Annotated in this window: 16 protein-coding genes; 9 read left to right on the top strand and 7 right to left on the bottom strand. The window is 68.0% G+C overall.

What is annotated here, in order from left to right; translation table 11 throughout:
• Positions 1–2 precede the first annotated feature (2 nt).
• Together gyrA and gyrB are read right to left on the bottom strand one after the other, a co-directional pair.
• On the bottom strand, positions 3–2417 hold the full coding sequence (gene gyrA, locus AB0C26_RS17735) for a DNA gyrase subunit A (RefSeq protein WP_360248315.1): 2415 nt from the start codon (positions 2415–2417) through the stop codon (positions 3–5).
• Between the two features lie 201 nt (positions 2418–2618).
• Positions 2619–4565 carry a DNA topoisomerase (ATP-hydrolyzing) subunit B gene (gene gyrB, locus AB0C26_RS17730; protein ID WP_360247962.1) on the bottom strand — a complete coding sequence of 649 codons (1947 nt, stop codon included), beginning with the start codon at positions 4563–4565 and terminating at the stop codon, positions 2619–2621.
• 542 nt (positions 4566–5107) lie between these two features.
• On the opposite strand from gyrB, the gene AB0C26_RS17725 reads away from it, so the two are divergent.
• Positions 5108–5674, top strand: coding sequence for a hypothetical protein (locus AB0C26_RS17725; protein ID WP_360247960.1), 567 nt, complete (start codon positions 5108–5110; stop codon positions 5672–5674).
• A gap of 11 nt (positions 5675–5685) precedes the next feature.
• Here the strand turns inward: AB0C26_RS17725 and AB0C26_RS17720 are convergent, their stop codons facing one another.
• From AB0C26_RS17720 to dnaA, 5 genes are all read right to left on the bottom strand, one after another.
• Complete coding sequence (locus AB0C26_RS17720) at positions 5686–6159, bottom strand: DciA family protein (protein WP_360248313.1); 474 nt, start codon at positions 6157–6159, stop codon at positions 5686–5688.
• Between the two features lie 376 nt (positions 6160–6535).
• Positions 6536–7666, bottom strand: coding sequence for a DNA replication/repair protein RecF (gene recF / locus AB0C26_RS17715; protein ID WP_360247958.1), 1131 nt, complete (start codon positions 7664–7666; stop codon positions 6536–6538).
• Between the two features lie 7 nt (positions 7667–7673).
• The gene (gene gnd, locus AB0C26_RS17710) at positions 7674–8549 is read right to left on the bottom strand and encodes a phosphogluconate dehydrogenase (NAD(+)-dependent, decarboxylating) (protein WP_360247956.1); all 876 of its coding nucleotides are present in this window, start codon (positions 8547–8549) and stop codon (positions 7674–7676) included.
• Positions 8550–8589: 40 nt separating this feature from the next.
• The gene (gene dnaN, locus AB0C26_RS17705) at positions 8590–9723 is read right to left on the bottom strand and encodes a DNA polymerase III subunit beta (RefSeq protein ID WP_360247954.1); all 1134 of its coding nucleotides are present in this window, start codon (positions 9721–9723) and stop codon (positions 8590–8592) included.
• Positions 9724–11902: 2179 nt separating this feature from the next.
• Complete coding sequence (dnaA, locus tag AB0C26_RS17700; protein WP_360247952.1) at positions 11903–13627, bottom strand: chromosomal replication initiator protein DnaA; 1725 nt, start codon at positions 13625–13627, stop codon at positions 11903–11905.
• 597 nt (positions 13628–14224) lie between these two features.
• On the opposite strand from dnaA, the gene rpmH reads away from it, so the two are divergent.
• From rpmH to AB0C26_RS17660, 8 genes are all read left to right on the top strand, one after another.
• The gene (gene rpmH, locus AB0C26_RS17695) at positions 14225–14362 is read left to right on the top strand and encodes a 50S ribosomal protein L34 (protein ID WP_097329385.1); all 138 of its coding nucleotides are present in this window, start codon (positions 14225–14227) and stop codon (positions 14360–14362) included.
• Between the two features lie 39 nt (positions 14363–14401).
• Positions 14402–14758 carry a ribonuclease P protein component gene (gene rnpA, locus AB0C26_RS17690; protein ID WP_360247949.1) on the top strand — a complete coding sequence of 119 codons (357 nt, stop codon included), beginning with the start codon at positions 14402–14404 and terminating at the stop codon, positions 14756–14758.
• Positions 14755–15012 carry a membrane protein insertion efficiency factor YidD gene (gene yidD, locus AB0C26_RS17685; protein ID WP_097329387.1) on the top strand — a complete coding sequence of 86 codons (258 nt, stop codon included), beginning with the start codon at positions 14755–14757 and terminating at the stop codon, positions 15010–15012. The genes rnpA and yidD overlap by 4 nt, the downstream gene beginning before the upstream one ends.
• Before the next feature lies 1 nt (position 15013).
• Complete coding sequence (gene yidC / locus AB0C26_RS17680) at positions 15014–16051, top strand: membrane protein insertase YidC (protein WP_360247947.1); 1038 nt, start codon at positions 15014–15016, stop codon at positions 16049–16051.
• A 129-nt stretch (positions 16052–16180) separates the two neighbouring features.
• On the top strand, positions 16181–16723 hold the full coding sequence (locus AB0C26_RS17675) for a R3H domain-containing nucleic acid-binding protein (RefSeq protein ID WP_360247945.1): 543 nt from the start codon (positions 16181–16183) through the stop codon (positions 16721–16723).
• A 335-nt stretch (positions 16724–17058) separates the two neighbouring features.
• Entirely contained in the window at positions 17059–17796 is a 738-nt protein-coding gene (rsmG, locus tag AB0C26_RS17670; protein ID WP_360248311.1) for a 16S rRNA (guanine(527)-N(7))-methyltransferase RsmG, read from the top strand.
• Positions 17797–19371: 1575 nt separating this feature from the next.
• The gene (locus AB0C26_RS17665; RefSeq protein ID WP_360248309.1) at positions 19372–20385 is read left to right on the top strand and encodes a ParA family protein; all 1014 of its coding nucleotides are present in this window, start codon (positions 19372–19374) and stop codon (positions 20383–20385) included.
• The gene (locus AB0C26_RS17660) at positions 20382–21434 is read left to right on the top strand and encodes a ParB/RepB/Spo0J family partition protein (RefSeq protein WP_360247943.1); all 1053 of its coding nucleotides are present in this window, start codon (positions 20382–20384) and stop codon (positions 21432–21434) included. The genes AB0C26_RS17665 and AB0C26_RS17660 overlap by 4 nt, the downstream gene beginning before the upstream one ends.
• The last annotated feature ends 1565 nt before the right edge of the window (positions 21435–22999 follow it).

The raw sequence follows: 22999 nt of genomic DNA, 5'->3' as shown, positions 1-22999 counted from the left end.
AACTAGTCCTGTTCGTCAGGCTCGTCGGCATTGCGAGCAAGCGCCACGATGGTTACACCTTCTGGGAGGTCCATCAGCTTGACCCCCATTGTGTTCCGATCCCTCGTGCGCCGTACAGGCTTCACGGGAGTCCGGATGACACCACCATTGCTGGTGATGGCAAATAGTTCATCCTCCGGGCTGATCACGAGGGCGCCCACCAGTCCACCACGGCGCTCCGTGATCTTCGCGGTGAGGACGCCCTTGCCGCCTCGGCCCTGCACGGGATACTCCTCGATCGGCGTGCGCTTCGCATACCCACCGTTGGTGGCGACCAACACATCCATGCCCTCGCGCACGACTTCCATGGCGAGGAGCTCGTCGTTGTCGCTGAACCGCATCCCGATCACGCCGGAGGTGGCCCGGCCCATCGGGCGCAACGCCTCGTCGGTGGCGTTGAACCGGATGGCCTGAGCCTTCTTGGAGACCAGCAGCAGATCGTTCTCCGATGCCGCCAGGGCCGCGCCCACCAACTCGTCGTCCTCCCGCAGGTTGATGGCGATGATGCCACCGCTGCGGTTGGAGTCAAATTCCTCGAGCCGGGTCTTCTTCACGAGGCCATTCTTAGTGGCGAGCACAAGGTAGGGCGCGACCTGGTAATTCGGGATCTGGATGACCTGCGCGATGTGCTCGTCGGGCTGGAAAGCAAGCAGGTTGGCGACGTGCTGGCCCTTCGCCACGCGGGCCGCCTCGGGCAGCTCGTACGCCTTGGCCCGGTAGACCCGGCCCTTGTTGGTGAAGAACAGCATCCAGTCGTGCGTCGAGATGACGAAGAAGTGCGACACGATGTCGTCCTGCCGCAGCGTAGCGCCGCTGACGCCCTTGCCACCGCGCTTCTGCGACCGGTACAGATCGACCTTTGTCCGCTTCGCGTAACCGGTACGTGTGATGGTCACCACAACGTCCTCGCGCGCGATGAGATCCTCCATGGAGACCTCACCGTCGAACGGGATGATCTGCGTGCGCCGCTCGTCGCCGAACTTCTGCACGATCTCGCCGAGCTCGTCGGAGACGATGGCCCGCTGCCGCTCCGGCTTGGCGAGGATGTCCTTGAGGTCGGCGATCTCGATCTCGATCTTGCCGAGCTCGTCGATGATGCGCTGGCGCTCGAGGGCGGCCAGGCGGCGCAGCTGCATGTCGAGGATCGCGGTGGCCTGCACCTCGTCGACGTCGAGCAACTGCATGAGGCCCTGCCGGGAGTCCTCGACGGTCGGCGAGCGCCGGATCAGGGCGATGACCTCGTCGAGCATGTCGAGCGCCTTGACCAGACCGCGCAGGATGTGCGCGCGCTCCTCGGCCTTGCGCAGGCGGAACGCGGTCCGCCGGCGGATGACCTCGATCTGGTGGTCGACGTAGTAGCGGATGAACTGCGCCAGGTTCAGCGTGCGCGGCACGCCGTCGACCAGGGCGAGCATGTTCGCGCCGAAGGTCTCCTGGAGCTGGGTGTGCTTGTAGAGGTTGTTCAGCACGACCTTGGCGACCGCGTCGCGCTTGAGGACCAGGATCAGGCGCATGCCCGTACGGCCGGAGGACTCGTCCCGGATGTCCGCGATGCCGGTGAGCTTGCCCTCCTTGACCAGCTCGGCGACCCGCTCGGCGAGGTTGTCCGGGTTGACCTGGTACGGCAGTTCGGTGACGACGAGGCAGGGCCGGCCGCGCGGGTCCTCCTCGACCTCGACCACCGCGCGCATCCGGATCGAGCCGCGACCGGTGCGGTAGGCGTCCTGAATGGCCTGCTGGCCGACGATCAGGCCGTGGGTCGGGAAGTCGGGACCCTTGACGATCTCGAGCATCGCCTCGAGCGCGGTGGCCTCGTCGGACGCGGGGTTGTCGAGCTGCCACTGCACGGCGCCGGCGATCTCGCGCAGGTTGTGCGGCGGGATCTTGGTCGCCATGCCGACGGCGATGCCCTCGGAGCCGTTGACGAGCAGGTTGGGGAACCGCGCGGGCAGGATCGTCGGTTCCTGGGTACGCCCGTCGTAGTTGTCCTGCATGTCGACGGTGTCCTCGTCGATGTCACGCAGCATCTCCATCGCCAGCGGCGACAGCTTCGACTCGGTGTACCGCATGGCGGCCGGCGGGTCGTTGCCCGGCGAGCCGAAGTTGCCGTTGCCGTCGATCAGCGGGTAGCGCAGCGACCACGGCTGACCCATCCGGACCAGGGCGTCGTAGATCGACGAGTCGCCGTGCGGGTGGTAGTTGCCCATGACGTCGCCGACGACGCGCGCGCACTTGACGTACCCACGGTCGGGCCGGAAGCCGGAGTCGTACATCGCGTAGAGGATCTTGCGGTGTACCGGCTTGAGGCCGTCGCGGACGTCGGGCAGCGCTCGGCCGACGATGACGCTCATCGCGTAGTCGAGGTACGAGCGCTGCATCTCGACCTCGAGGCCGACGGGCTCGACGCGCTGGGTCACGCCACCGGTCGGCTCCGTGGCTTCGTCGCCGCCGGGGGGTTCGGGAGTGTCAGTCACTGTTAACCCTTACTCAAGGTGAAACCAGACATATACGGCAAACGCCCACGTATCGCTGTGGATAACGTTGTGGAAAGTGGGGAGACGCTGTGGATACTCGGCAACCTAGATGTCCAGGAACCGCACGTCCTTGGCGTTGCGCTGGATGAACGAGCGCCGCGCCTCCACGTCCTCGCCCATCAGGACGCTGAACAGCTCGTCGGCCACCGCGGCGTCGTCGAGCGTGACCTGACGCAGCGTGCGCGTCGCCGGGTCCATGGTCGTGTCCCACAGCTCGTGGAAGTTCATCTCGCCGAGACCCTTGAACCGCTGGATGTCGTCCGGCTTGGCGTTCGGCTTCTTCTGCTGGCGCAGCGCGATCAGGCCGTCCCGCTCCCGGTCGGAGTAGGCGTACTGGGCGTCGTCGCCGCGCTTGTTCCACTTGATCTTGTACAGCGGCGGCGCGGCCAGGTAGACGTGGCCCATCTCGACCAGCGGCCGCATGAAGCGGAACAGCAGGGTGAGCAGCAGCGTCTGGATGTGCTGGCCGTCGACGTCGGCGTCGGCCATCAGCACGATCTTGTGGTAGCGCAGCTTGGCGATGTCGAAGTCGTCGTGGATACCGGTGCCCATGGCGGTGATCAGCGCCTGGACCTCGTTGTTCTTCAGCACCCGGTCGATACGGGCCTTCTCCACGTTCAGGATCTTGCCGCGGATCGGCAGGATGGCCTGGATACGGCTGTTGCGGCCCTGCTTGGCCGAGCCGCCGGCCGAGTCGCCCTCGACGATGAACAGCTCGGACTCGCGCGGGTCGGTCGACTGACAGTCGGCCAGCTTGCCCGGCATCGAGCCGGACTCCAGCAGCGACTTGCGCCGGGCCAGCTTGCGGGCCTGCTGAGCGGCGATGCGGGCGCGCGCCGCCTGCGACGCCTTGGTGATGATGATCTTGGCGTCGGTCGGGTTGCGGTCGAACCAGTCGGCCAGCTGCTCGTTGGCGACACGCTGGACGAAGCTCTTCATGTCGGTGTTGCCGAGCTTGGTCTTGGTCTGGCCCTCGAACTGCGGGTTCTGCAGCTTGACCGAGATGATGGCGGCCAGGCCCTCGCGGATGTCCTCGCCGGAAAGCTTCTCGTCCGCCTTGAGGAACTTCTTCTCGGCCCCGTACCGGTTGACGAGGCCGGTCAGCGCCGCCCGGAAGCCCTCCTCGTGCGTGCCGCCCTCGTGCGTGTTGATCGAGTTGGCGAAGGTGTAGACCGACTCGCCGTACGACTCGTTCCACTGCATGGCGACCTCGACGGCCATGCCCTCCTCGGCCGACTCGGCGCTGAAGTCGATGACCGACTTGTGGATCGGGGTCTTCGTGGCGTTGAGGTGACGGACGAAGTCGGAGATGCCGTCCGCGTACATGAAGGTGACCTTGCGGTGATTGCCGTCGTCGTCGACCGTGCGCTCGTCGGTGAAGTTGATCGTGAGCGCCTTGTTGAGGAACGCGTACTCCTGGAGACGACGGTAGATCGTCTGGAAGTCGTACTCGGTCGTCTCGAAGATCGTCGGGTCGGGCCAGAACTGCACGGTCGAGCCGTGGGTCGAGGTCGCCTCGCCCTTCTCCAGCGGGCTCGGCTTGGACGCGGTGTAGTCCTGCCGCCAGACGAAGCCGTCCTTGTGGATCTCGACGTGCATCTTGGTGGAGAGCGCGTTCACGACCGAGACGCCGACGCCGTGCAGACCGCCGGACACCTTGTAGGCGGTGCCCTCGAACTTGCCGCCGGCGTGCAGGATCGTCAGCGCGACCTCGACGCCGGGCTTCTTCAGCTTCGGGTGCAGGTCGACCGGGAAACCACGGCCGTTGTCGGTGACCGAGACGCCGCCGTCGGCCAGCAGGACCACGTCGACCGTGTCGCAGTAACCGGCCATCGCCTCGTCGACCGCGTTGTCGACAACCTCCCACACCAGGTGGTGCAGACCGCGCTCGCCGGTGGAACCGATGTACATGCCCGGGCGCTTGCGGACCGCCTCGAGGCCCTCGAGAACGGTGATCTGACCGGCACCGTATTCCTGGTTGTTCTCTGTCACCCTCGGCCACTTTCTCGCGATGGGACCGTGAGGTCCCACACGGGGAGGGCGGGCGCGCGGCGGGCGGCGACGGGCAGGGTGAGCCACAGATGACAACCCGCGGGGAGAAGCGGACCACCGGTGGAACCATGCTCGCCGGTCGCCGCGGCAGGCCCGCGGATCGTGATCGGCTGGAAAAACCGCGTAGCGTGACAGCGGCCAGCCTTGATCGGCCGTCCGCGAGCCTTCCACACATGTTTTCCCGGTCTCCGTCGATTCTACTCCGCTGAATCGAGTTGGCGAGGGTCCGGCACCCCTTCCGGGTGCCTCAGATTGCCGTAGCCGGATTTGGGGCGCCTCCTAAGTCCTCCCCTACACGGAACCGGCACCCGGCGGCAACGGCAAGTGATCCGGGCGCCGCTGTCCGGGGCGCGCCTTCCGGCCCCCGCCGCCGCGCGCTGCCACACTGCCTCCCAGCGGCGAGGGTTTGTGTCGTAACCTCCCCGCGCGGGCCGGTGCTTGGCCGGACGGCCGCGAATGGTCTAGGAGGGATGGGGCCCCCAATGGCGCACGACAAGGGGCTGGAGAACGTCGCGGTGCATTGGCCGCGGACCAACCAGTACTACGACCCGGTAGCTCCCGCCGAGTTCGTCGACTTCGGGGCGATCGCCGACGCCCCCGAGATCGCCGCGCCCACGGGAGCGCTGGCACTGCACATCGCCAAGACCGGCACGGTGCGCGCCACGGCGTACACCGAGCTGGTCGATCTGCTTCTCGGTCTCAACGGCGTGCTGTACGCCACCGAGGCCGCCGCCGAGGACGAGGACCCGGTCATCGACCCCGACGGCTGCGCGTGGATCGCCGGCGGTCTGGAGCGGTTCGTCGAGGGTCACGAGAAGTACGGCGACCTCGTCACCTTCGACAGCGTGGCCGAGGTGATGCGCAACGCGGTCTCGGCCGGACGGCTGGCCGAGCAGCAGCTGCGCTGGCTCGATCAGCGCCTGGCCGCCCTGCGCGACGAGGCGGGCAACGCGCCGCACTGGAGCTTCGCCCGCTCCGAACTGGCGATTCTGGCCGGCTTCTACCGCCGCTGCGCCGAGCGCGGCTTCGCGGTCTTCGCCGACTACTGAAAAAACCTTGTTCAGCCGTACGTGTCCCGGGGGCCCCTGCCTTGCACGCGGCGGGGGCCCTTGCTCCAGGACGGCGCGGCCGGTCCGTGGATGTTGAGCTTGGTGACCACGTTGTGGCCGACCTCGCCGGCGATGTTGCGCAGCAGAGTGGCCGCGAGCAGGCGCAGCTGCGTCGCCCAGGCCGTCGACTCGGCCTCGACGGTCAGCACACCGCCGTCGAGCTTGACCGGGCGGCTGTGCGAGGCGATCTCCGGGCCGACCACCTTCTCCCAGGCGCCGAAGACGGTGGCCTCCGCTTTCGGGCGCTCCCAGCCCCGCGCTTTCATGAGCCGCTGGAGCACGTCACCGAAGAGTGCGGGGTCCCGCGGGTCGGGCCCGGACCCGGAGTAACCGCGGAGCCGTTTCTCGCCCTTGGCGCCGGTCGTGCCGCGCCGGGGCTTACGGGCGGCGTTCTCCCGGCGCCGTGCGAGGGCGGCGTCGAGCACGGCCCGGGCGAGATCGGGGCCGGAAACGCCCTCAGTGCCCTCCTGCGCCCCGGAAGACGCCTCACCCTGGGTGGACCCAGCGTCGGGGCCTTCCGCGCCTTCTGAGCGCCACCGAGCTGGTTCGGGGGTGGAAGTGGCCGCGGTCTCGGCGGCGTACCAGCCGTCGTCGGCCACACCGAGCTCCTCCCGGGTCAGCGCGTCGGGACGGGCCTGTGGATAAAACCGCTCGGCTGTGGACGGCGGCTGGGGACGGTCGCCGTGCGCGGGCGGGCGGTGCTCGCGGCGCAGGTCGTCGTGCCGGCTCCGCTCGCGGACCAGGTCGTCGTGGCGGGTCCGGTCGTCCCGCTGGGTGGGGTCGTCATCGTCGTTGCGGTGGTCATCCGGCACGGCTCACCGATCCCGTCGTGACGTCGAAGCGGGCGCCGCGCAGGGCCGCCGGCACGTCCTCGGGGACGGCGCAGGTGACCAGAAGCTGGGCGGCGTCGGAGACCAGGGCGGCGAGCCGGTCACGGCGGCCGCCGTCGAGCTCGGCGAAGACGTCGTCGAGGACCAGGACCGGCTCGATGCCGTCGGAACGCAGCAGGTCGTACGCGGCCAGGCGCAGCGCCAGAGCGAACGACCAGGACTCGCCGTGGCTCGCGTAGCCCTTGGCCGGCAGGTCGCCCAGGTTCAGGGCGAGATCGTCGCGGTGCGGGCCGACCAGGGTGACGCCCCGCTCGATCTCGGCCGTCCGGCGCTCCTGGAGCGACTCGAGCAGGGCCCGTTCGAGGGCGGGGCGGTCGGGGGTGAGCCCGTCGCCGAGTTTCGCCGCGTACGTGATCGAGGCGGCCGTCCGGCCGGCCGCGACCGCGTCGTACGCCTTGGTGAGATGAGGGGCGAGAGCCGCGACCAGCTCGAGCCGGCCGGCCAGCAACTCGGCGCCGTGATGGGCCAGGTGTTGGTCCCAGACGGCCAGGGTGGACAGGTCCTGGCCGCGGTTGCCGCCGACCTTGCGGGTCAGGTACGCCGTACGCAGCAGGGCGTTGCGCTGCTTGATCACCCGGTCGTAGTCGGCGCGGACGCCGGCGTACCGGGGCTGGCGGGCGACGAGAAGATCGTCGAGGTAGCGGCGGCGCTCCGACGGGTCGCCGCGGACCAGCTCGAGATCTTCCGGGGCGAACAGCACCATGCGCAGGGCGCCCAGAGTCTCCCGCGGGCGGCGTACCGGGGAACGGTTGAGCCGGGCCCGGTTCGCCTTGCCGGGAACGATCTCCAGCTCGACCAGGAGTTCCCGTCCTTCGTGGACGACGGCGCACCGGATCACCGCGCTGGCGGACCCGGCGCGGACCAGCGGGGCATCCGTGGCCACCCGGTGACTGTCCAGAGTGGCCACGTAACCCAGCGCCTCGATGAGGTTGGTCTTGCCCATGCCGTTCTGGCCGACCAGCACGGACACGCCGGGTTCGAGATCAACCGCGACCCGCTCGTACGAGCGGAAGTTGGTCAGCTCGACCCGGCGTACGTACACAGCTTGCTCAGACGGACTTCACGGCGTGACCGCCGAACTGGTTGCGCAGCGCGGCCACGGCCTTCATCGCGGGCGAGTCGTCCTGACGGGACTCGAACCGAGTGAAGATCGAAGCGGCCAGGACGTGGGCGGGAACGGCCAGGCGGACCGCCTCGTCCACCGTCCAGCGGCCCTCGCCGGTGTCCTCGACGTAGCCCTTGATCTGCGCCAGCTCCGGGTCCGCGTCGAGCGCCCGGTCGAGCAGGTCGAGCAGCCACGACTTGACGACGCTGCCCTCGCGCCAGCTCTTGATGACGGCCGGCACGTTGTGGACGAGCTCCGAGGCCATCAGGATCTCGTAGCCCTCGCCGTACGCCTGCATCATGCCGTACTCGATGCCGTTGTGGATCATCTTGGCGTAGTGGCCGGCGCCGTGCGTGCCGGCGTGCGCGAAGCCGAACTCACCCTCCGGCTTGAGCGCCTGGAAGATCGGCAGGCAGTGCTGGACGTCGGCCTCGTCGCCGCCGACCATCAGCGCGTAGCCGTTGGTCTTGCCCCAGATGCCGCCGGACACGCCGACATCGAGGTAGTGGATGCCCTTCGGCTTCAGCCGCTCGGCGCGCGGGGCGTCGTCGGTGAACTTCGAGTTGCCGCCGTCGATGATGATGTCGCCCTCGGACAGCAGGTCCGCGAGCTCGTTGATGGTGTCCTCGGTGATCTTCCCCGCGGGCACCATCGTCCAGATGACTCGCGGCGAGGCGAGCTTCTCGACCAGTTCGGCCAGGTTGGCGACGTCGCTGTTCTCCGGGTGGTGGTCGTAGCCGACAACCTCGTGACCGGCTGCGCGAAGGCGATCGCGCATGTTTCCACCCATTCGGCCGAGACCGATAAGGCCGAGCTGCATGGTGTTCCCCCTAGATCGTGCGTTTCTCTCAGGCCCAGTATCAGCGGGTTACCCTGATCGGCATGATCAGATAGCGGTATCCGGGGATGATTTCGCCCTCTTCCGTTGCGGGCGAGATCACAGCGGGCTTGAACGCGTCGACGAACGAGAACACGGCGATCGACGAGCCCAGGTTCTGCAGACCGTCGATCAGATACTGCGGGTTGAAGCCGATCGTCAGCGCCTCGCCGGTGAACGTGGCCTCCATGGCCTCGCTGGCCCGGGCCTCCTCAGTCCCACCGGCCTCGACCACCAGACCGTCCTCGCTGAAGCTCAGCAGCACCGGGGTGGTGCGCTCGGCGACCAGGGCCACCCGGCGCACGACCTCGACCAGGCCGGGCACGCTGATCTGGGCCTGCGCGTTGCTGCTGGCCGGGAACAGTGAGCGCACCGGCGGGTAGTTCGCCCCGTCGAGCAGCCGGCTCGTGGTGCGCCGGGTGCCACCGGCGAAACCGATCATGCCCTCGCCGGCGTTGCCCTGCGCGAGCGCGAGGGTGACCGAGCCACCGAGCGGGCCGAGCGTCTTGGCCGTGTCGTTGAGGGTCTTCGCCGGCACCAGCGAGTTGAGGCTGATCTCGGGGTCGTCCGGGTTCCACTCCATCTCGCGCATGGCGAGGCGGTAGCGGTCGGTGGCGAGCATGGCCATGGTCGAGCCGTTCAGCTCGATGCGCACACCGGTCATCATCGGCAGCGTCTCGTCCCGGCCCGCGGCGACGGCGACCTGGGCGACGGCGGCGGCGAAGGCGGCCGCGTCGACGGTGCCGGCGCTGGAGGGCATCTCGGGCAGGCTCGGGTAGTCCTCGACAGGCATCGTCGGCAGCGTGAACCGGGCACTGCCGCAGACGAGCTCGAGATGGGCGCCGACGGCGGCGATGTCGACCGGCTTGGCCGGCAGCGCCTTGGTGATCTCAGCGAGCAGGCGGCCGGAGACCAGGGCGGCGCCGTCGGCGTCGGCCTGCACCTCGACGGTCACCTGACTGGACACCTCGTAGTCGAAGCCGGAGACCTGGAGCCTGCTGTCGGTGACGCGCAGCATGACGCCGGCCAGAACCGGCACCGACGGACGGCTGGGCAGGCTCTTGGCGGTCCAGGCCACGGCGTCGGCGAGTGCGTCTCGCTCCACCCGGAACTTCATGCTGTCCTCCGCGTCGCTTCCTCATGTTGGTGGGGCTTCGACCATGTCGTGGGGTTCGTGTGGGCTTCGTAGTGGAGCTTCGACCCCCACGAACCTTATTGCGGGCAGCGGAGCGCTGTCGCTCCGGCCCCGGTGCTGGTTTTGCTTGATCAAGCTGTGGAGCAACGGCTCGAAGCGGCTCACCCACAACATCCACAACGCCGTTGATTGCTTTTTGTTGTCTTAGAGAAATATCTAGTCGTCTTCATAGGGCCTGTGCATAGTGTGGAAAACTCGCGTATTCGCAGGTCAGCGAGTTATCCACCGGTGATTCACATGTGGGAAACCAGGGTACAAACCCCGGTCGTCATCCACAGTCGCGGACCCGACGGCCGGTTGTCCACCGCTGTCCACCGCTTATCCACCGGATATCCACGGGTTTTATCCCCCGCCCTGTGGACGGCGTAGCAACGCTACCGGCTCGTCGTCCCCAGAACCTTCAACAGGAAATCCACAGTCCTCCACAGGCTGTGAGATCAACTGTGACGCTCTGTGTCTGTCCACATCGATTTCCCCAGGCTTGGTCCACATCTGTGGAGAACGGCTCGGCTAGTTCTCCACCGCTGGGGAAAACTTCTGTGGATGCCTGTGGATTAGTGTGGACAACGTTGGCACGAAACGGTTCCGTTCCGGCGTTGACAAAGTGGCCCCGGGGATGGGTGAGAGACGCGGTGGTTTGCCCGTGGTCCGCCCGGGGGATCTTGCGCCGGCCTGTGGAGAACTCCGTGATTTCGGCGCTGGAGTTATGCACAGGCTGGGGACAAAGGCTGAGGAATACGGGGAAATCGCCCCTCTGAGCGACACGATCGGGTGTGGATAACCCCGTTCGTGTGGGGATGATCTCGGGGAGGGCGGTCCTCGAGGCGTTCGCCGAATCCGATCGGAGCCCGACTGCCGACGCGGGCCGGGCGCTGGGGTTGGCGGCTTTGTCCACAGGGGCGTGGCCTTCGGCGACTGCCGGTCCTGACCGACGCGCCGGCTTGTGGACAGGCGCAACTTCCCAGGTGGACGCCCTGTGCGGTGCGGAATTGCGCGCCTGGATGACGCCCCAGGAAGCTGATCGGCTCGGTGACGCCTCCGGATGCTGCGTGCCTTGGTGACGCCTCGAGAACCTGCTCGGCGTCGGTGACGCCTTCGAGAGCTGGGCGCCTCGGTGACGCCTCTGTGCCCGCTCGGCTCGGTGACGGCCCGGGATGCTGGTCGGCTCGGTGACGCCTCCGGATGCTGCGTGCTTGGTGACGCCTCGAGAACCTGCTCGGCGTCGGTGACGCCTCCGGACCTGCTCGGCTCGGTGACGACCCGGGGCACCGGCGAGGGGCGGCGGCCGCTGCTTGGTACGACATGCTCTGTGAGCTGGCGAAGTTGTGGACACAGCGTTGTGCGGTGGACGGCAGCTGCTTCACACGGTGGACGGCCGCTGGCTGGCCCGGGGCGTACCCAGCGGGGTGCGGTGGACACAGCAAGGCGGCGGTGGACGCGGCGCGGCGCGGCGAGGTGCGGTGGGGCGTGCCTAGGTGCGATGGACGCAGGGTCCTGCCACAGGTGCTGCGGGGCGCGGCAGGCGTCGCGGGTGCGGCAGGTGCTGCGGGTAGCGGCAGTCGCTGCGAGGCCCGACAGTCGCAGCAATGTGCGGCAGTCGCAGCAAGGTGCCGCAGACGCTGCGGCGTGCGGCAGTCGCTGCGGGGCGCGACGGGCGTAGCGGGGCCCGAGAGGCGTAGCGAGGGCTCGACGGCGTTGGGGACGCGGCGGACGCTGGAAGGCTCGACGGCGCTGCGGAACGCTACAGGCGCAGAGGCGTGGCAGCCGCGGTCAAGCGGGACAGACGCTGTGCGACGTGACGGGTGGAACTGGGCGGGACGGCGGTGCGGACGCGATCGTCGTGGGGGACGCGCGGTGGACGGAGTTGGCCGGCGTGGCGGGCGGGTCCGGGTGGCTGAGGTGGTGGGAAGCCTGCTCGACCTGGGTGAGTGGAGGGGGCCGGGGCTGTGGGGAAATGAGCTGGGGTACGGCAGCTCAGCCCGGCGGCGCCTCGCGGGCGTGACCACCGACTGGCCGGGCTATTACGGACGGGGCGGTGTGCCTGTGGTTGTGGACAGGCGGATGCGTACTGCCAAAGAGGAAGCAGCGGGCGTCGCGGGAATCAGGTGTTTTGTTTGATGCGGTTGGTCAGTTCGGCGATCTGGTTGTAGAGGGAGCGCCGCTCGGCCATGTGCTGGCGGATTTTGCGGTCGGCGTGCATGACCGTGGTGTGGTCGCGGCCGCCGAAGGCCTGTCCGATTCGTGGAAGTGAGAGGTCGGTCAGTTCGCGGCAGAGGTACATGGCGACCTGGCGTGCGTTGACCAGGACGCGGCTGCGGGAATGGCCGCGCAGGTCCTCGAGGCTGACGCCGAAATAGTCGGCGGTGGAGACCATGATCTGGTCGGCGGTGATTTCCGGGCCGGCGCCGTCGGGCATGAAGTCGCGGAGGACCTCTTCGGCCAGGGCGAGCTGGACCGGGCTTCGGGTGAGGCTGGCGAAGGCAGTCACCCGGATGAGGGCGCCCTCGAGCTCGCGAATCGAGTTGGAGACGCGTGAGGCGATGAACTCGAGGACGTCGGCGGGCGCGTACATGCGTTCCTGTGCGGCCTTCTTCTGGAGGATCGCGATGCGCGTTTCCAGGTCGGGCGGCTGAATGTCGGCGAGCAGGCCCCACTCGAAGCGGGTGCGCATGCGGTCCTCGAGCGTCGCCAGCTGGCGCGGCGAACGGTCGGAGCTGATGACGATCTGCTTGTTGGCGTTGTGCAACGTGTTGAACGTGTGGAAGAACTCTTCCTGCGTACGCTCGCGGTTTTCCAGGAACTGGATGTCGTCGATCAGCAGGATGTCGACGTCGCGGTAGCGCCGCTGGAACGCCTGGGTCTTGTCGTCGCGCAGGCTGTTGATGAAGTCGTTGGTGAATTCCTCGGTCGAGACGTAGCGGACGCTTCTCGCGTGACCGAGTGTCGTCGCGTAATGACCGATGGCGTGCAGCAGGTGGGTCTTTCCGAGACCGGAACTGCCATAGATGAAGAGCGGGTTGTACGCCTTTGCCGGCGACTCGGCGACGGCGACGGCGGCCGCGTGTGCGAAGCGGTTGGACGAGCCGATGACGAACGTCTCGAACATGTACTTCGGGTTGAGGCGGTTGCCGTCGTTCGTGCCGCGCGGGTTGCTCGACGGGCGGATGTCGGGCTGGGCGCGGCCGGGCCCGTTGTCGCCGCCGCGCATCTGCAGCGTGTCGTCGCGGTCGGGGCCGAAGGCGGACTGGTTCTCGCGCAGCTGCGACTGGTCGGCGGCCATCCGGCGGGCCGGCGGCTCGTTCGATTCCGGCTTCTCCGGCATCGGCGGCGGTGGGGGCAGTGGGTCGCCGAACAGGGCTTCCTGCCCGCCACGGGCGGCGGGAACGTTACGGGGGTAACCGCCGGCCGGCGGACGCTGAGCCGAGCCGGGCGGTGGGTACGGGTCGTAGGCCGGCGGCTCCGGCTGGCGGGGCGGGTCGGCGTAGTGGCGCGGTTGCGGCTCGGGCTCCGCCGGCTGGGCCTCGACCGGGGTGCCGTACACCTTTCCGGGTAGACCGGTGCCGTCCTCCGGAGGCTTGACGGTCACGGCGACCTGGATCGGCCGGTTGAGGCGGCGGCTCAGCGCCTCGGTGATCGCGGGGCGCAGACGGGACTCGATGACGTCGCGGGTGAAGGCGTCCGGGACGGCCAGCAGCGCGGTGTCCTCGACGATGGCGCGCAGCTGGGTCAGCTGCAGATAGGCACGCTGCTGACGCGACGAGATCTCGTCGGCCAGTTCGTCCAGCGTCGCCTTCCACACACCGCTCAGGTCGACCTGATCGGCCACCGCCGCGCCACCCCCATCGCCACCGACCCCCGGTGGACCTTGTCCGGCTCTACCGCTCGTCGCTGCCCTCCAGGCACTCGACGTCTCCCCCAACCCAGCACAACATTTAACGTGCTGAAGACGCTCGGCGCCACCGGCTGTCCACAGGTTATCCACAAGCCCTGTGTACGTGTCGGTGGTCGCTTCCCCGGCCGGATGGTCGGCAGACCCCGGAGCCTGAAACGGCGCGGTTTCGCAGGCTCACCGTGCCGAACGATTCACCTGCTTGTCTGGTTTTGGCCGACTCGTCGTGGTACGCGTACACCGCTGATGACCAGCAAACGGGCACGCTAACAGCGAGGTCGCCGCAGCATCAACTCTCGTGTCGCTCTCGTATCGGCGAGCAAGCGCCCGACGGCAGGAAAAGATTCACAACGCGCGCAGACTCCCATCCTCCGCGCGGTGCCGTGATCTCGTGGTCGGCGTGCCGATTCAGGATATGGTTGACCGGCGCGGCCGCCCTGCGTAGGGTCGAGCGGTTGCTCCGCCGCGTTCTGCTAAAGTGGCGTCTTGCAGCTTTGATGCCCCCTGGATGTTGTACGAAGACGGAGTTTTGACGTGAGCAAGCGCACCTACCAGCCGAACAACCGCCGGCGTGCCAAGACCCACGGCTTCCGGCTGCGCATGCGCACCCGTGCCGGGCGTGCCATTCTCGCTGCTCGCCGTGGCAAGGGCCGCGACAAGCTGTCGGCCTGAGCCGACACGCCTGTCGGCCCGGAAATTGGCCAGGTAGTCGTGCTGGCCGCGACTCAGCGTCTGCGGCGTAGCTCTGACTTCGCCGCTGCGATTCGCGGTGGCCGCCGGGCCGGTCGCGGGACGGTTGTCGTTCATCTGCTTATCGAGGAGCCGGTGCAAGCCTCTGCGGCGCGCGCCGGCTTCGTCGTATCCAAAGCTGTCGGCAACGCGGTGGTCCGTAACAGGGTCCGCCGCCGGCTCCGGCATCTGGTCCGGCCTCGATTGGACGGTCTGCCCGGTGGATCGACGCTGGTGGTGAGGGCTCTGCCCCCGTCCGCCGAAGCGTCCTTCGACACTCTGGCCGATGACCTCGACGGCGCCCTGGCGGCGGCCCGCAGGCCGCGGAGGCCGCGATGAGCGTGCTCGCCCGTGTGCTGACCGCGCTGGTCGTCGCGTACCGTCGTTATGTGAGTCCGGTGCTGCCGGCCCGCTGTCGGTTCTATCCCTCGTGCAGTGCGTACTCCCTGGAGGCACTGCATAAGCACGGTGCTGTGCGCGGGACGGGGTTGACGGTCTGGCGGCTCCTGCGCTGCCACCCCTTCCACCCTGGCGGGTACGACCCGGTACCTGACCCGATCCGTCACCGTCCTGCCGATGTGACTGGAGCCTGAATTGAGTCTCGACTGGATCTACTACGCCATCTCGTGGATCCTCCTGCGCTGGCATGACCTCTGGGACTTCATCGGAATCCCGGACAGCAAGGTCCTGGGCACCAACTGGTCCTGGGTGCTGTCCATCGTCTTCCTGGTGGTGACGGTCCGGGTCATCCTCTTCCCGGTCTTCGTCAAGCAGATCAAGAGCCAGCGGGCGATGCAGGCACTGCAGCCCAAGGTCAAGGAGCTGCAGGAGAAGCACAAGGGTGACCGGGAAACGCTCCAGAAAGAAATGATGGAGCTGTACAAGACCGAGAAGGCCAACCCGCTCATGGGCTGCCTTCCGATGTTCTTGCAGATCCCCGTCTTCCTGGGCCTCTTCCACGTCCTGCGGCGACTCAATCCCGACAACCAGGGCAAGACGCTGTACGGGTGGACGGTCGAGCAGTTCGAGAGCGCGACCCACGCGTCGCTGTTCACGGCGCCGCTCCCGGCCAAGTTCGGCTCCAGCGCGACCGAGCTCGCGGCGCTCGACGCCAACGGCACCACCGTCAAGATCATCGCCGGCATCCTGGTGCTGATCATGATGACGACGACGTACCTCACCAGCCGTCAGATGATCCTCAAGACCGGTTGGGCCGAGGACCCGCAGCAGAAGATGATCCAGCGGCTGATGCTCTACGGCATCCCGCTCTCCCTGCTCGTCTCCGGTTCGCTGTTCCCCATCGGTGTGATCATCTACTGGGTCACGAACAACCTGTTCACTCTGGCCCAGCAGCAGTGGGTGCTGCGCAAGTTCCCGCCGCCGCAGATGGCCAAGAAGAACGCCTCGGCGCCGGCGCGCCCGTCCGGCCCGCCGGCCAAGAAACCCGCCGGTGGCACGACCGCCCCGAAGAGCCCGGTCCAGACCGGCCGCAGCGGCGGCCTGTTCGGCAAGAAGAACCAGCCGGAGCCGCAGCCGCCGGTGGTGGACACCAAGGCGCTGGCCCCGAAGCCGGGCGCCAAACCGGTGAATCCGAAGAAGGGCGCCAGACCGGCGAGCAAACCCAAGGGATGATCGCGGCTCGGGCACTGCTTCGGCGGTGCCCGAGCGCGCCCCTACTGAGACCTCCCCGCGGCACCACCTACTCGCCGCGGAAGCAGCGGACCGAGCAGGTCCGGCCCGATTGAGTACGGAGATGAGACCGTGACCGACACCAGCACGCCCGAATCGTCAGTCTCCGCGTCCCCAGCCGAGGAGACGAAAACGTCGGAGAGCGTGGCCTCGGACGGCGACCTGTTCCGCCAGAGCGAGATTGCCGCCGACTACGTCGAGGGACTGTTGGACATCCTCGACTACGACGGCGACATCGACGAGCTCGTGTCGGCCGGGCGCCCGATGGTCGAGGTGGTGGGCGGCCGGCTGCAGCCGCTCGTCGGCCAGCGCGGCGCCACGCTGGAAGCCCTTCAGGAGCTGACCCGGCTGGCGATCTTCCGGGCGACCGGTTCACCGTCGCGCCTGTTGCTCGACATCGGCGGCTACCGGGCGTCGCGCCGCAAGGAGCTGGCGGCGGTGGCCCGCAACGCTGTGGAAAAGGTGAAGGAGCACGGCGACCCGGTCCGGCTCGAGCCGATGTCGGCCTTCGAGCGCAAGTGCGTGCACGACGTGGTGAACGCCATCTCGGGCGTGCAGAGCGAGTCCGAGGGCGTGGAGCCCAACCGTCGCATCGTGGTGCGTGTGGCGGACTGACGATGACTGACCCACGCGCGAGCGCGGGGGACGCCGGCCCGGGCGAGGGATCGCCCGGGCCGGTTTCGTTCCCGGAGCCTTCGGGAGTACGCCGTGGCCCTCGGCGGCCGCTGGCCTTTCCCGGCAAGCGTGCCTCTTCGGGTAGCTCGGGTGCCCGTTCTTCTGAGACCTCTCCCGTCTCGGTTTCACCCTCGTCTTCGTCTTCGCCGGCCGCGGTGCCTTCCTCTTCCTCGCCCGCCTTGCCGGACGCGCCTTCGCCCGCTTTGCCGGACGCGCCTTCGCTCTCTTTGCCGACTGCGCCCTCCTCGTCTTCTTCGACGAAACCCTCTTCATCGCTGCCTTCTGGCGACCCCCCGGCGGAGATTGCTGAGGTGGCGGCTCGGGTTTTCGGGGATCGCCTCGGGCTGGCTGAGGCCTATGCGCGGCTGCTGGTGACCGACGGGGTCGTACGCGGGCTGATCGGGCCCCGGGAGGCGCCGCGAATTTGGGAGCGGCACTTAGTGAATTGTGCCGTTGTGTCCGAGATCATCCCTATCGGCGCTTCGGTGGTTGACGTGGGGTCTGGTGCCGGTTTGCCCGGTATCGTGCTGGCAGTGGCCCGGCCGGACCTGCGCATCACCCTGGTCGAGCCGCTGGCACGACGCACCGCGTTCCTGTCGGAGGCGGTGACCGCACTGGGTCTCGACGCGGCCGTCACGGTCGTTCGGGGCCGCGCCGAAGACGTCGTCGACGGGCCCCCCGCCGGCGCCGACGTCGTCACCGCGCGGGCGGTCGCCCCGCTCGACCGCCTGGCCGGCTGGTGCCTTCCGCTGGCCCGTGTCGGCGGCAGGTTGCTGGCGCTCAAGGGCGCCTCGGCCGCCGAGGAGGCCGCGGAGCACCGGAAGGCCCTCGCCGACCTGGGCGGAGCCGACCCGGTGATCCATCTGTGCGGGGAGGGCCTGATCGACCCGCCCACCACGGTCGTGGAGGTCGTCGTGCAGTCCAGGCCGAAGCCGCCCAGCCGGGCGGCAAGCCCGGCACGCGGCCGTTCGAACAGCCGCAACGCCGGGCGTGGGAGACCACGGAGGGGATAGATGTCCAGGCGGGGCGCACGCAAACGACACGCGAAAGAGAAGCGTCCCGACCAGCTCTCCCCCGGAGCCGCCGGGGGCGGTGATCCCACCGCTCCCGGCTCTGGTTCCGCTGCGAGCTCCCATCTTGGTTCGAGCTCCGCTTCCGATCCCGCTCCGGGCTTCGCGCCCGCTCGCTCCTTGCGTTCGGCTTCCGCTCCGAGCTCTCCTGATAGCTCAAGCTCTCCTGGCGTTGCGGGCTCTCGTGCCGTTTCGAGTTCCGGTGTCGTTCCTGGCTCCTCTGTCATTCCGGGTGTGCCTGCCGCGCCGCGCTCTTCGGCCGTCCCGGGTTCCGCTGCCGCTATTGATTCCCTCGCCGCCGTACCTGGGGGCTCGGTTTCCTGTCCGACGTCGCCGAGATCGGCACCTGCCCGGGTGTCGACGACTACGTCTACTGCCTTGCCATCGCTGTCCTTGGTGGCCGCTCGTGAGTTGAGGGTGCGGTCCACGGACGGCGAGAAGGGTGGTGTGGAGATGCCGCCGGTCCCTTCGCCGGGGCGTACGTCGGCCACAGGGGCGATCCCCGCATCTCGGGGCGAGTCGGGTTCTTCCGATCGTCGGAGCCGTCGGCGCGGGAAGAGGGGCGGGGTCCAGCCTTCTGCGTCATCGTCGCCGGATAGGCAGGGCCAGGAGCGCGTTGACGACGCCCCTCATGTCGTGCCGTCGCCCGCCGCTGACGGGATCTCAAGGCCGGTTGTCGGGTTCGGCGACGAGTCCACGGTCTCTGTCGGAGGGCTGCTCGTCTCGTTGTCGATCGGTCCGACCGATGGGGCGGTCTCGTCGCCGGCCGCCTTCGTGGTGCTTAGCGGGCTGAGTGGGCCCCCTGCGGCTGCGGGGACTGCCGGTGTCGCCGAGGTCGGGGTGGGACCCGAAGACCCGACTGCGGGCACTGTAGGGGTGTCAGATTCGGCGTCCAGTGCGTTCGCTGATGGCACTACGGGCGCGGAACAGCTGAGCGTGGGTCGGACTTCCCGGCGTACCCAAGAAATCAAGGGCCTGGGAGAAGCGCAAGGCGGTGGCGAAACCGTTGAAGCGGTGGGGGAAAGAGGCGGCGAAGCGGCGGTAGTTGATCGCCAAGGTAGAGGTGAGGCGGGGGCGGCATTGCGGCTCGTGCCCGGGAGGATGGTCTATGCGGCCCCGGAGAGTGAGGTGGCGTCGGCGTCAGTCGTGCCTCATCGGACGGATGGCCGTGGCGAGGCTCGCCCGACGGCCGTAGGCTGGCCGGGCGTCGATAGTGTGTGCCGGTCTTCTGCCGCCGGAACGCGCGTGTCGCCGCTCGACCCGTTCCTCACTAACAGGGATAAAACGGTGCATGAGTACGGTGTTTCACGTGAAACCGAGTCATCTCTCGATCGCGAGCGTACGTCCGACATGAGTCAGCGTGGCGCATACAACACCTCTGATGGCGTCCCCGCTCCGCGTGCCGGCGGTGGGTATCCCGGGCAGATCTACGGGAACCCGTCCTCGCCGCAGCCGGAAGAGCCGCGCCCTCCGGCGCCGGCCCCCCGGTCCGAGCCGCCCGCCGTCGCGTCGTCGCCGGTGCCTGTTTCCGCTGCCCCCGTTTCAGCGTCTCCCGTCTCTGCGGCGCCCGTTTCGTCCTCTCCGGTGGCTGCTGCCCCTTCTGCGGGCGTACCCGCAGCGCCGGACGAGCATGTTTCACGTGAAACGCCGAGCCGGGATGAGGACGATCCGCCACTAGCCATGGAAGCGTTGCGAGCTGTGCAGATCCTCAACCCGAGCGGCGAGATCACCATGCCGCGCCCGGACCACCCGAGGGTGCTCTGCGTCGCGAACCAGAAGGGTGGCGTCGGTAAGACCACCACCACCGTGAACCTCGCGGTGGCCCTGGCGTTGCATGGCAACCGCGTTCTCGTCGTCGACCTCGACCCGCAGGGCAATGCCTCGACGGGTCTCAATGTCCCGCACCACGCCGGCGTGCCCGACGTCTATGACTGTCTGATCGACAATGTGCCGCTGTCGGAGGTGGCGCAGGGTGTCGAGGGCATTCCGAATCTGTGGTGCGTGCCGGCGACCATCGACCTGGCCGGCGCCGAGATCGAGCTGGTGTCCGTCGTGGCGCGTGAATCGCGGCTGGCCCGTGCCATCGCAGCTCACCCGGAGAAGTTCGACTACGTCTTCATCGACTGCCCGCCGTCGCTTGGTCTGCTGACCGTCAACGCGCTGTGTGCGGCGCAGGAGGTTTTGATCCCGATTCAGTGCGAGTACTACGCGCTGGAGGGGCTGAACCAGCTGATCAACAACATTAATCTCGTGCGCCAGCACCTGAACCCGACGCTCGACGTGTCCACGATCCTGCTGACCATGTACGACCGCCGTACCCGGCTGGCCGACGCGGTGGAGCAGGACGTTCGGAACCACTTCGGCAGCAAGGTGCTCAACGCCGTCATTCCCCGAAACGTGCGCGTGTCGGAGGCTCCTAGCTACGGCCAGTCCGTGATGACCTACGATCCGGGATCAAGGGGCGCTACCAGCTACTTTGAGGCCGCCCTGGAGATCGCGATGCGTGGCGTCAATACGGGAGGCACGGCATGAAGAACCGTCCGCGGGGCGGGCTGGGCCGCGGCCTGGGCGCCCTGATTCCGACGGCTCCGGCCGCCGAGCCGGCGCCGTCAGCGGTCGACACCGCGCCTCCGCCGTCTGTGCCTGTGGACCCGCCGGCGCATGTGGTCGCGCCGGAGCCGACCACTGTCGCCCCGGCCGCTACCGCTACCGCCCCGGCCGCTGTCGCCCCGGCCGAGGAGCAACTGGCGCCTGTGCCGGGTGCGCGCTTCACGGAGCTCCCGGTCGGCGCGATCGAGCCGAACGCCAAGCAGCCGCGACACGTCTTCGACGATGAGGCGCTGGACGAGCTGAAGACCTCCATCCAGGAGGTCGGCTTCCTTCAGCCAATTGTCGTACGCGAACTCGGCGACAACCGCTACGAACTGGTGATGGGCGAGCGGCGTTGGCGGGCCGCCCAAGCCATCGGACGCGACACCATCCCGGCGATCGTTCGTGAGACGCGCGACGACGCAATGCTGCGGGACGCGCTGCTCGAGAACATCCACCGGGCGAACCTGAACCCTCTGGAAGAGGCGGCCGCTTACCAGCAGCTGCTCGAAGAGTTCGGGGCGACGCACGAGGAGCTAGCCAAGCGGATCGGCCGCAGTCGCCCGCAGATCTCCAACACGATCCGTCTGCTGAACCTGCCGACCCCGGTACAGCGCCGAGTGGCGGCCGGGGTGCTGTCGGCCGGACACGCGCGGGCGCTCCTGGGACTGGACGACACGGAGGCCCAGGAGAAGCTGGCGCTGCGCATCGTGGCCGAGGGCTTGTCGGTACGGGCCACCGAGGAGCTCGTGTCCCTGGCGATCGCCGACGGCCCGGCGAAGAAGGCCGCCCCCACCCGCCGGCCGAAGGTGCACGCGCCGGCCCTCAACGATCTGGCCGACCGTTTGAGCGACCGCTTCGACACCCGAGTAAAGGTCGACATCGGCCGCAACAAAGGCAAGATCACGATCGAGTTCGCCACAGTCGACGACTTGGAACGAATCGTAGGAATGATCGGCGTAGACGAGGAAGGCTCCGGCGGGGAAGAGTAGCCCCCCGAGCCGAGGAGGCCGGGTTGCGCGACAGCGATCGCGCGATCCGGCCTTTTTTGTGCCCGCCTCAGCACCACAACCGGTTCTGTCAGAGCCATTCTCCTGAGATTTCGCCCGCCCCGCGTCCCGCACCTCCAGGCAATCCGAACGCTAAAAATGCCCCTTTTAGCTACGTCCCTATGTAGGTACGTAGGTTTATAACCGCCCAAGACTCTTCGCCGTTTTTGCGCGGCAAGATACCCGGCCCCGATTTTCCGTTGCCGTGAAGGTGTTGCCCTTTGCGGTCCCTTCTTCTCCTATGAGTGCGCGGGCGGGAGGGCCCAACCGACTGGGCGGGAAGCAGGTTTGCAGATGCTGCGGCTGCCATTGCATGAGGACCGGCCAAGGTCGGCGGATTCCTTCATCGCGCCTAAGCGGTCGGCATGGGACGACGCCCTTCCTGAGCGGAGAGCGTTCCACGTGAAACGCATACTGGCCGGAATCGAAGTACCGCGCGCCAGGCCTAAGGCTGGTTCGAACCGAGACATGACGGGAGGAGGTGCCGTATGCAGGTTCAGTGAGCAAGTGAGCCGCATGAACGGCAACGCACCATTGCTAGCGCCGCCGACTGACGGCAGACCGGCTTCTGCGCCCGTAAGCCAACAGGCCGCTTTGCTTGCGATCCACCTCTGTCGCGTTTCACGTGGAACCGACGCCCGGTGCTGGGCGGTCCGCCGCCCGACGACCTAGAACCACCTACAGCGGCCACCAGGCTGGGCCCCGCGTAACCAAGGTGGCTCAGGATGGGGGCGGATGGGCTCGCAACGATTGGAAATCGGCTAGCGCGGTCAACTGTGTTGAAGGTCTTGAGGCCCGCCCGAATCAGGTCTCATGTCGTAGGAGGTGCCGCTCTCAGCGAGGTAAGAGCCTCCAGCTGCGTTCATGTCCGGGTGACACCCGGCCAAGCCGCTCCGGCAGCGCTAGCTGGGGCTGGGCGGTCACTATGGCGAGCTGCCGTACAAGTTCGAAACGCTTAGCCAGCCGTGCGGTCCGCTCCCTCAGTGGAGCACACGGACCGCCTTCCCTTTGACTCTTCCGTACCGCGAGGCGCGGCTGAGAACCCCAGCACCGCGCCGTGCCACGCCACCCGGCCTCTCACGCCACGTGCGCGAACACGGACGGAGGCTTGAAGCCTTCGGCCTGACCGAACATGCCAGCTCTGCCTGGCAGCGCCCAGGCGCCTGGCTGGCATTCCCCGCTCGAGCCAAGGCATGCCCTTGCGGGGCGATGGCAACAGCGACGATGTCGACAGGCCGTCGCAGATAAACCCGAGATCGTTCAGGGCAACCATCACCGGGCTCAGGCCGCCGGAAAATGCGACGACGGCGGCTGCGGCCCTGACAGAGGTTCGCTGCCTGCTGTGCAACCGGAGACCGGAGACCGGAGACCGGAGACCGGAGACCGGAGACCGCGTTAGAGCCGAGATGGACGGCCGGCGGCCGCCGGCATTGGCGTCTCTCTCCCCCGCACGAAACGGCCAACCTGGCCACGTTTCACGTGAAACGGCAGCGGTCTACCATCCTTGG

It is taken from the genome of Actinoplanes sp. NPDC048796 (assembly GCF_040650035.1).
Lineage (GTDB): Bacteria > Actinomycetota > Actinomycetes > Mycobacteriales > Micromonosporaceae > Actinoplanes.
Note: the sequence above shows the minus strand (reverse complement) of the source record. Positions and strands in the feature narration are given on the sequence as shown.

What these genes read in the sequence shown, in the direction of transcription:
- gyrA (WP_360248315.1), bottom strand. Translation starts at nt 2,417, where the DNA reads ATGCAGCGCTCGTACCTCGACTACGCGATGAGCGTCATCGTCGGCCGA.
- AB0C26_RS17725 (WP_360247960.1), top strand. Translation starts at nt 5,108, where the DNA reads ATGGCGCACGACAAGGGGCTGGAGAACGTCGCGGTGCATTGGCCGCGG.
- gnd (WP_360247956.1), bottom strand. Translation starts at nt 8,549, where the DNA reads ATGCAGCTCGGCCTTATCGGTCTCGGCCGAATGGGTGGAAACATGCGC.
- dnaN (WP_360247954.1), bottom strand. Translation starts at nt 9,723, where the DNA reads ATGAAGTTCCGGGTGGAGCGAGACGCACTCGCCGACGCCGTGGCCTGG.
- yidD (WP_097329387.1), top strand. Translation starts at nt 14,755, where the DNA reads ATGAGCGTGCTCGCCCGTGTGCTGACCGCGCTGGTCGTCGCGTACCGT.
- AB0C26_RS17660 (WP_360247943.1), top strand. Translation starts at nt 20,382, where the DNA reads ATGAAGAACCGTCCGCGGGGCGGGCTGGGCCGCGGCCTGGGCGCCCTG.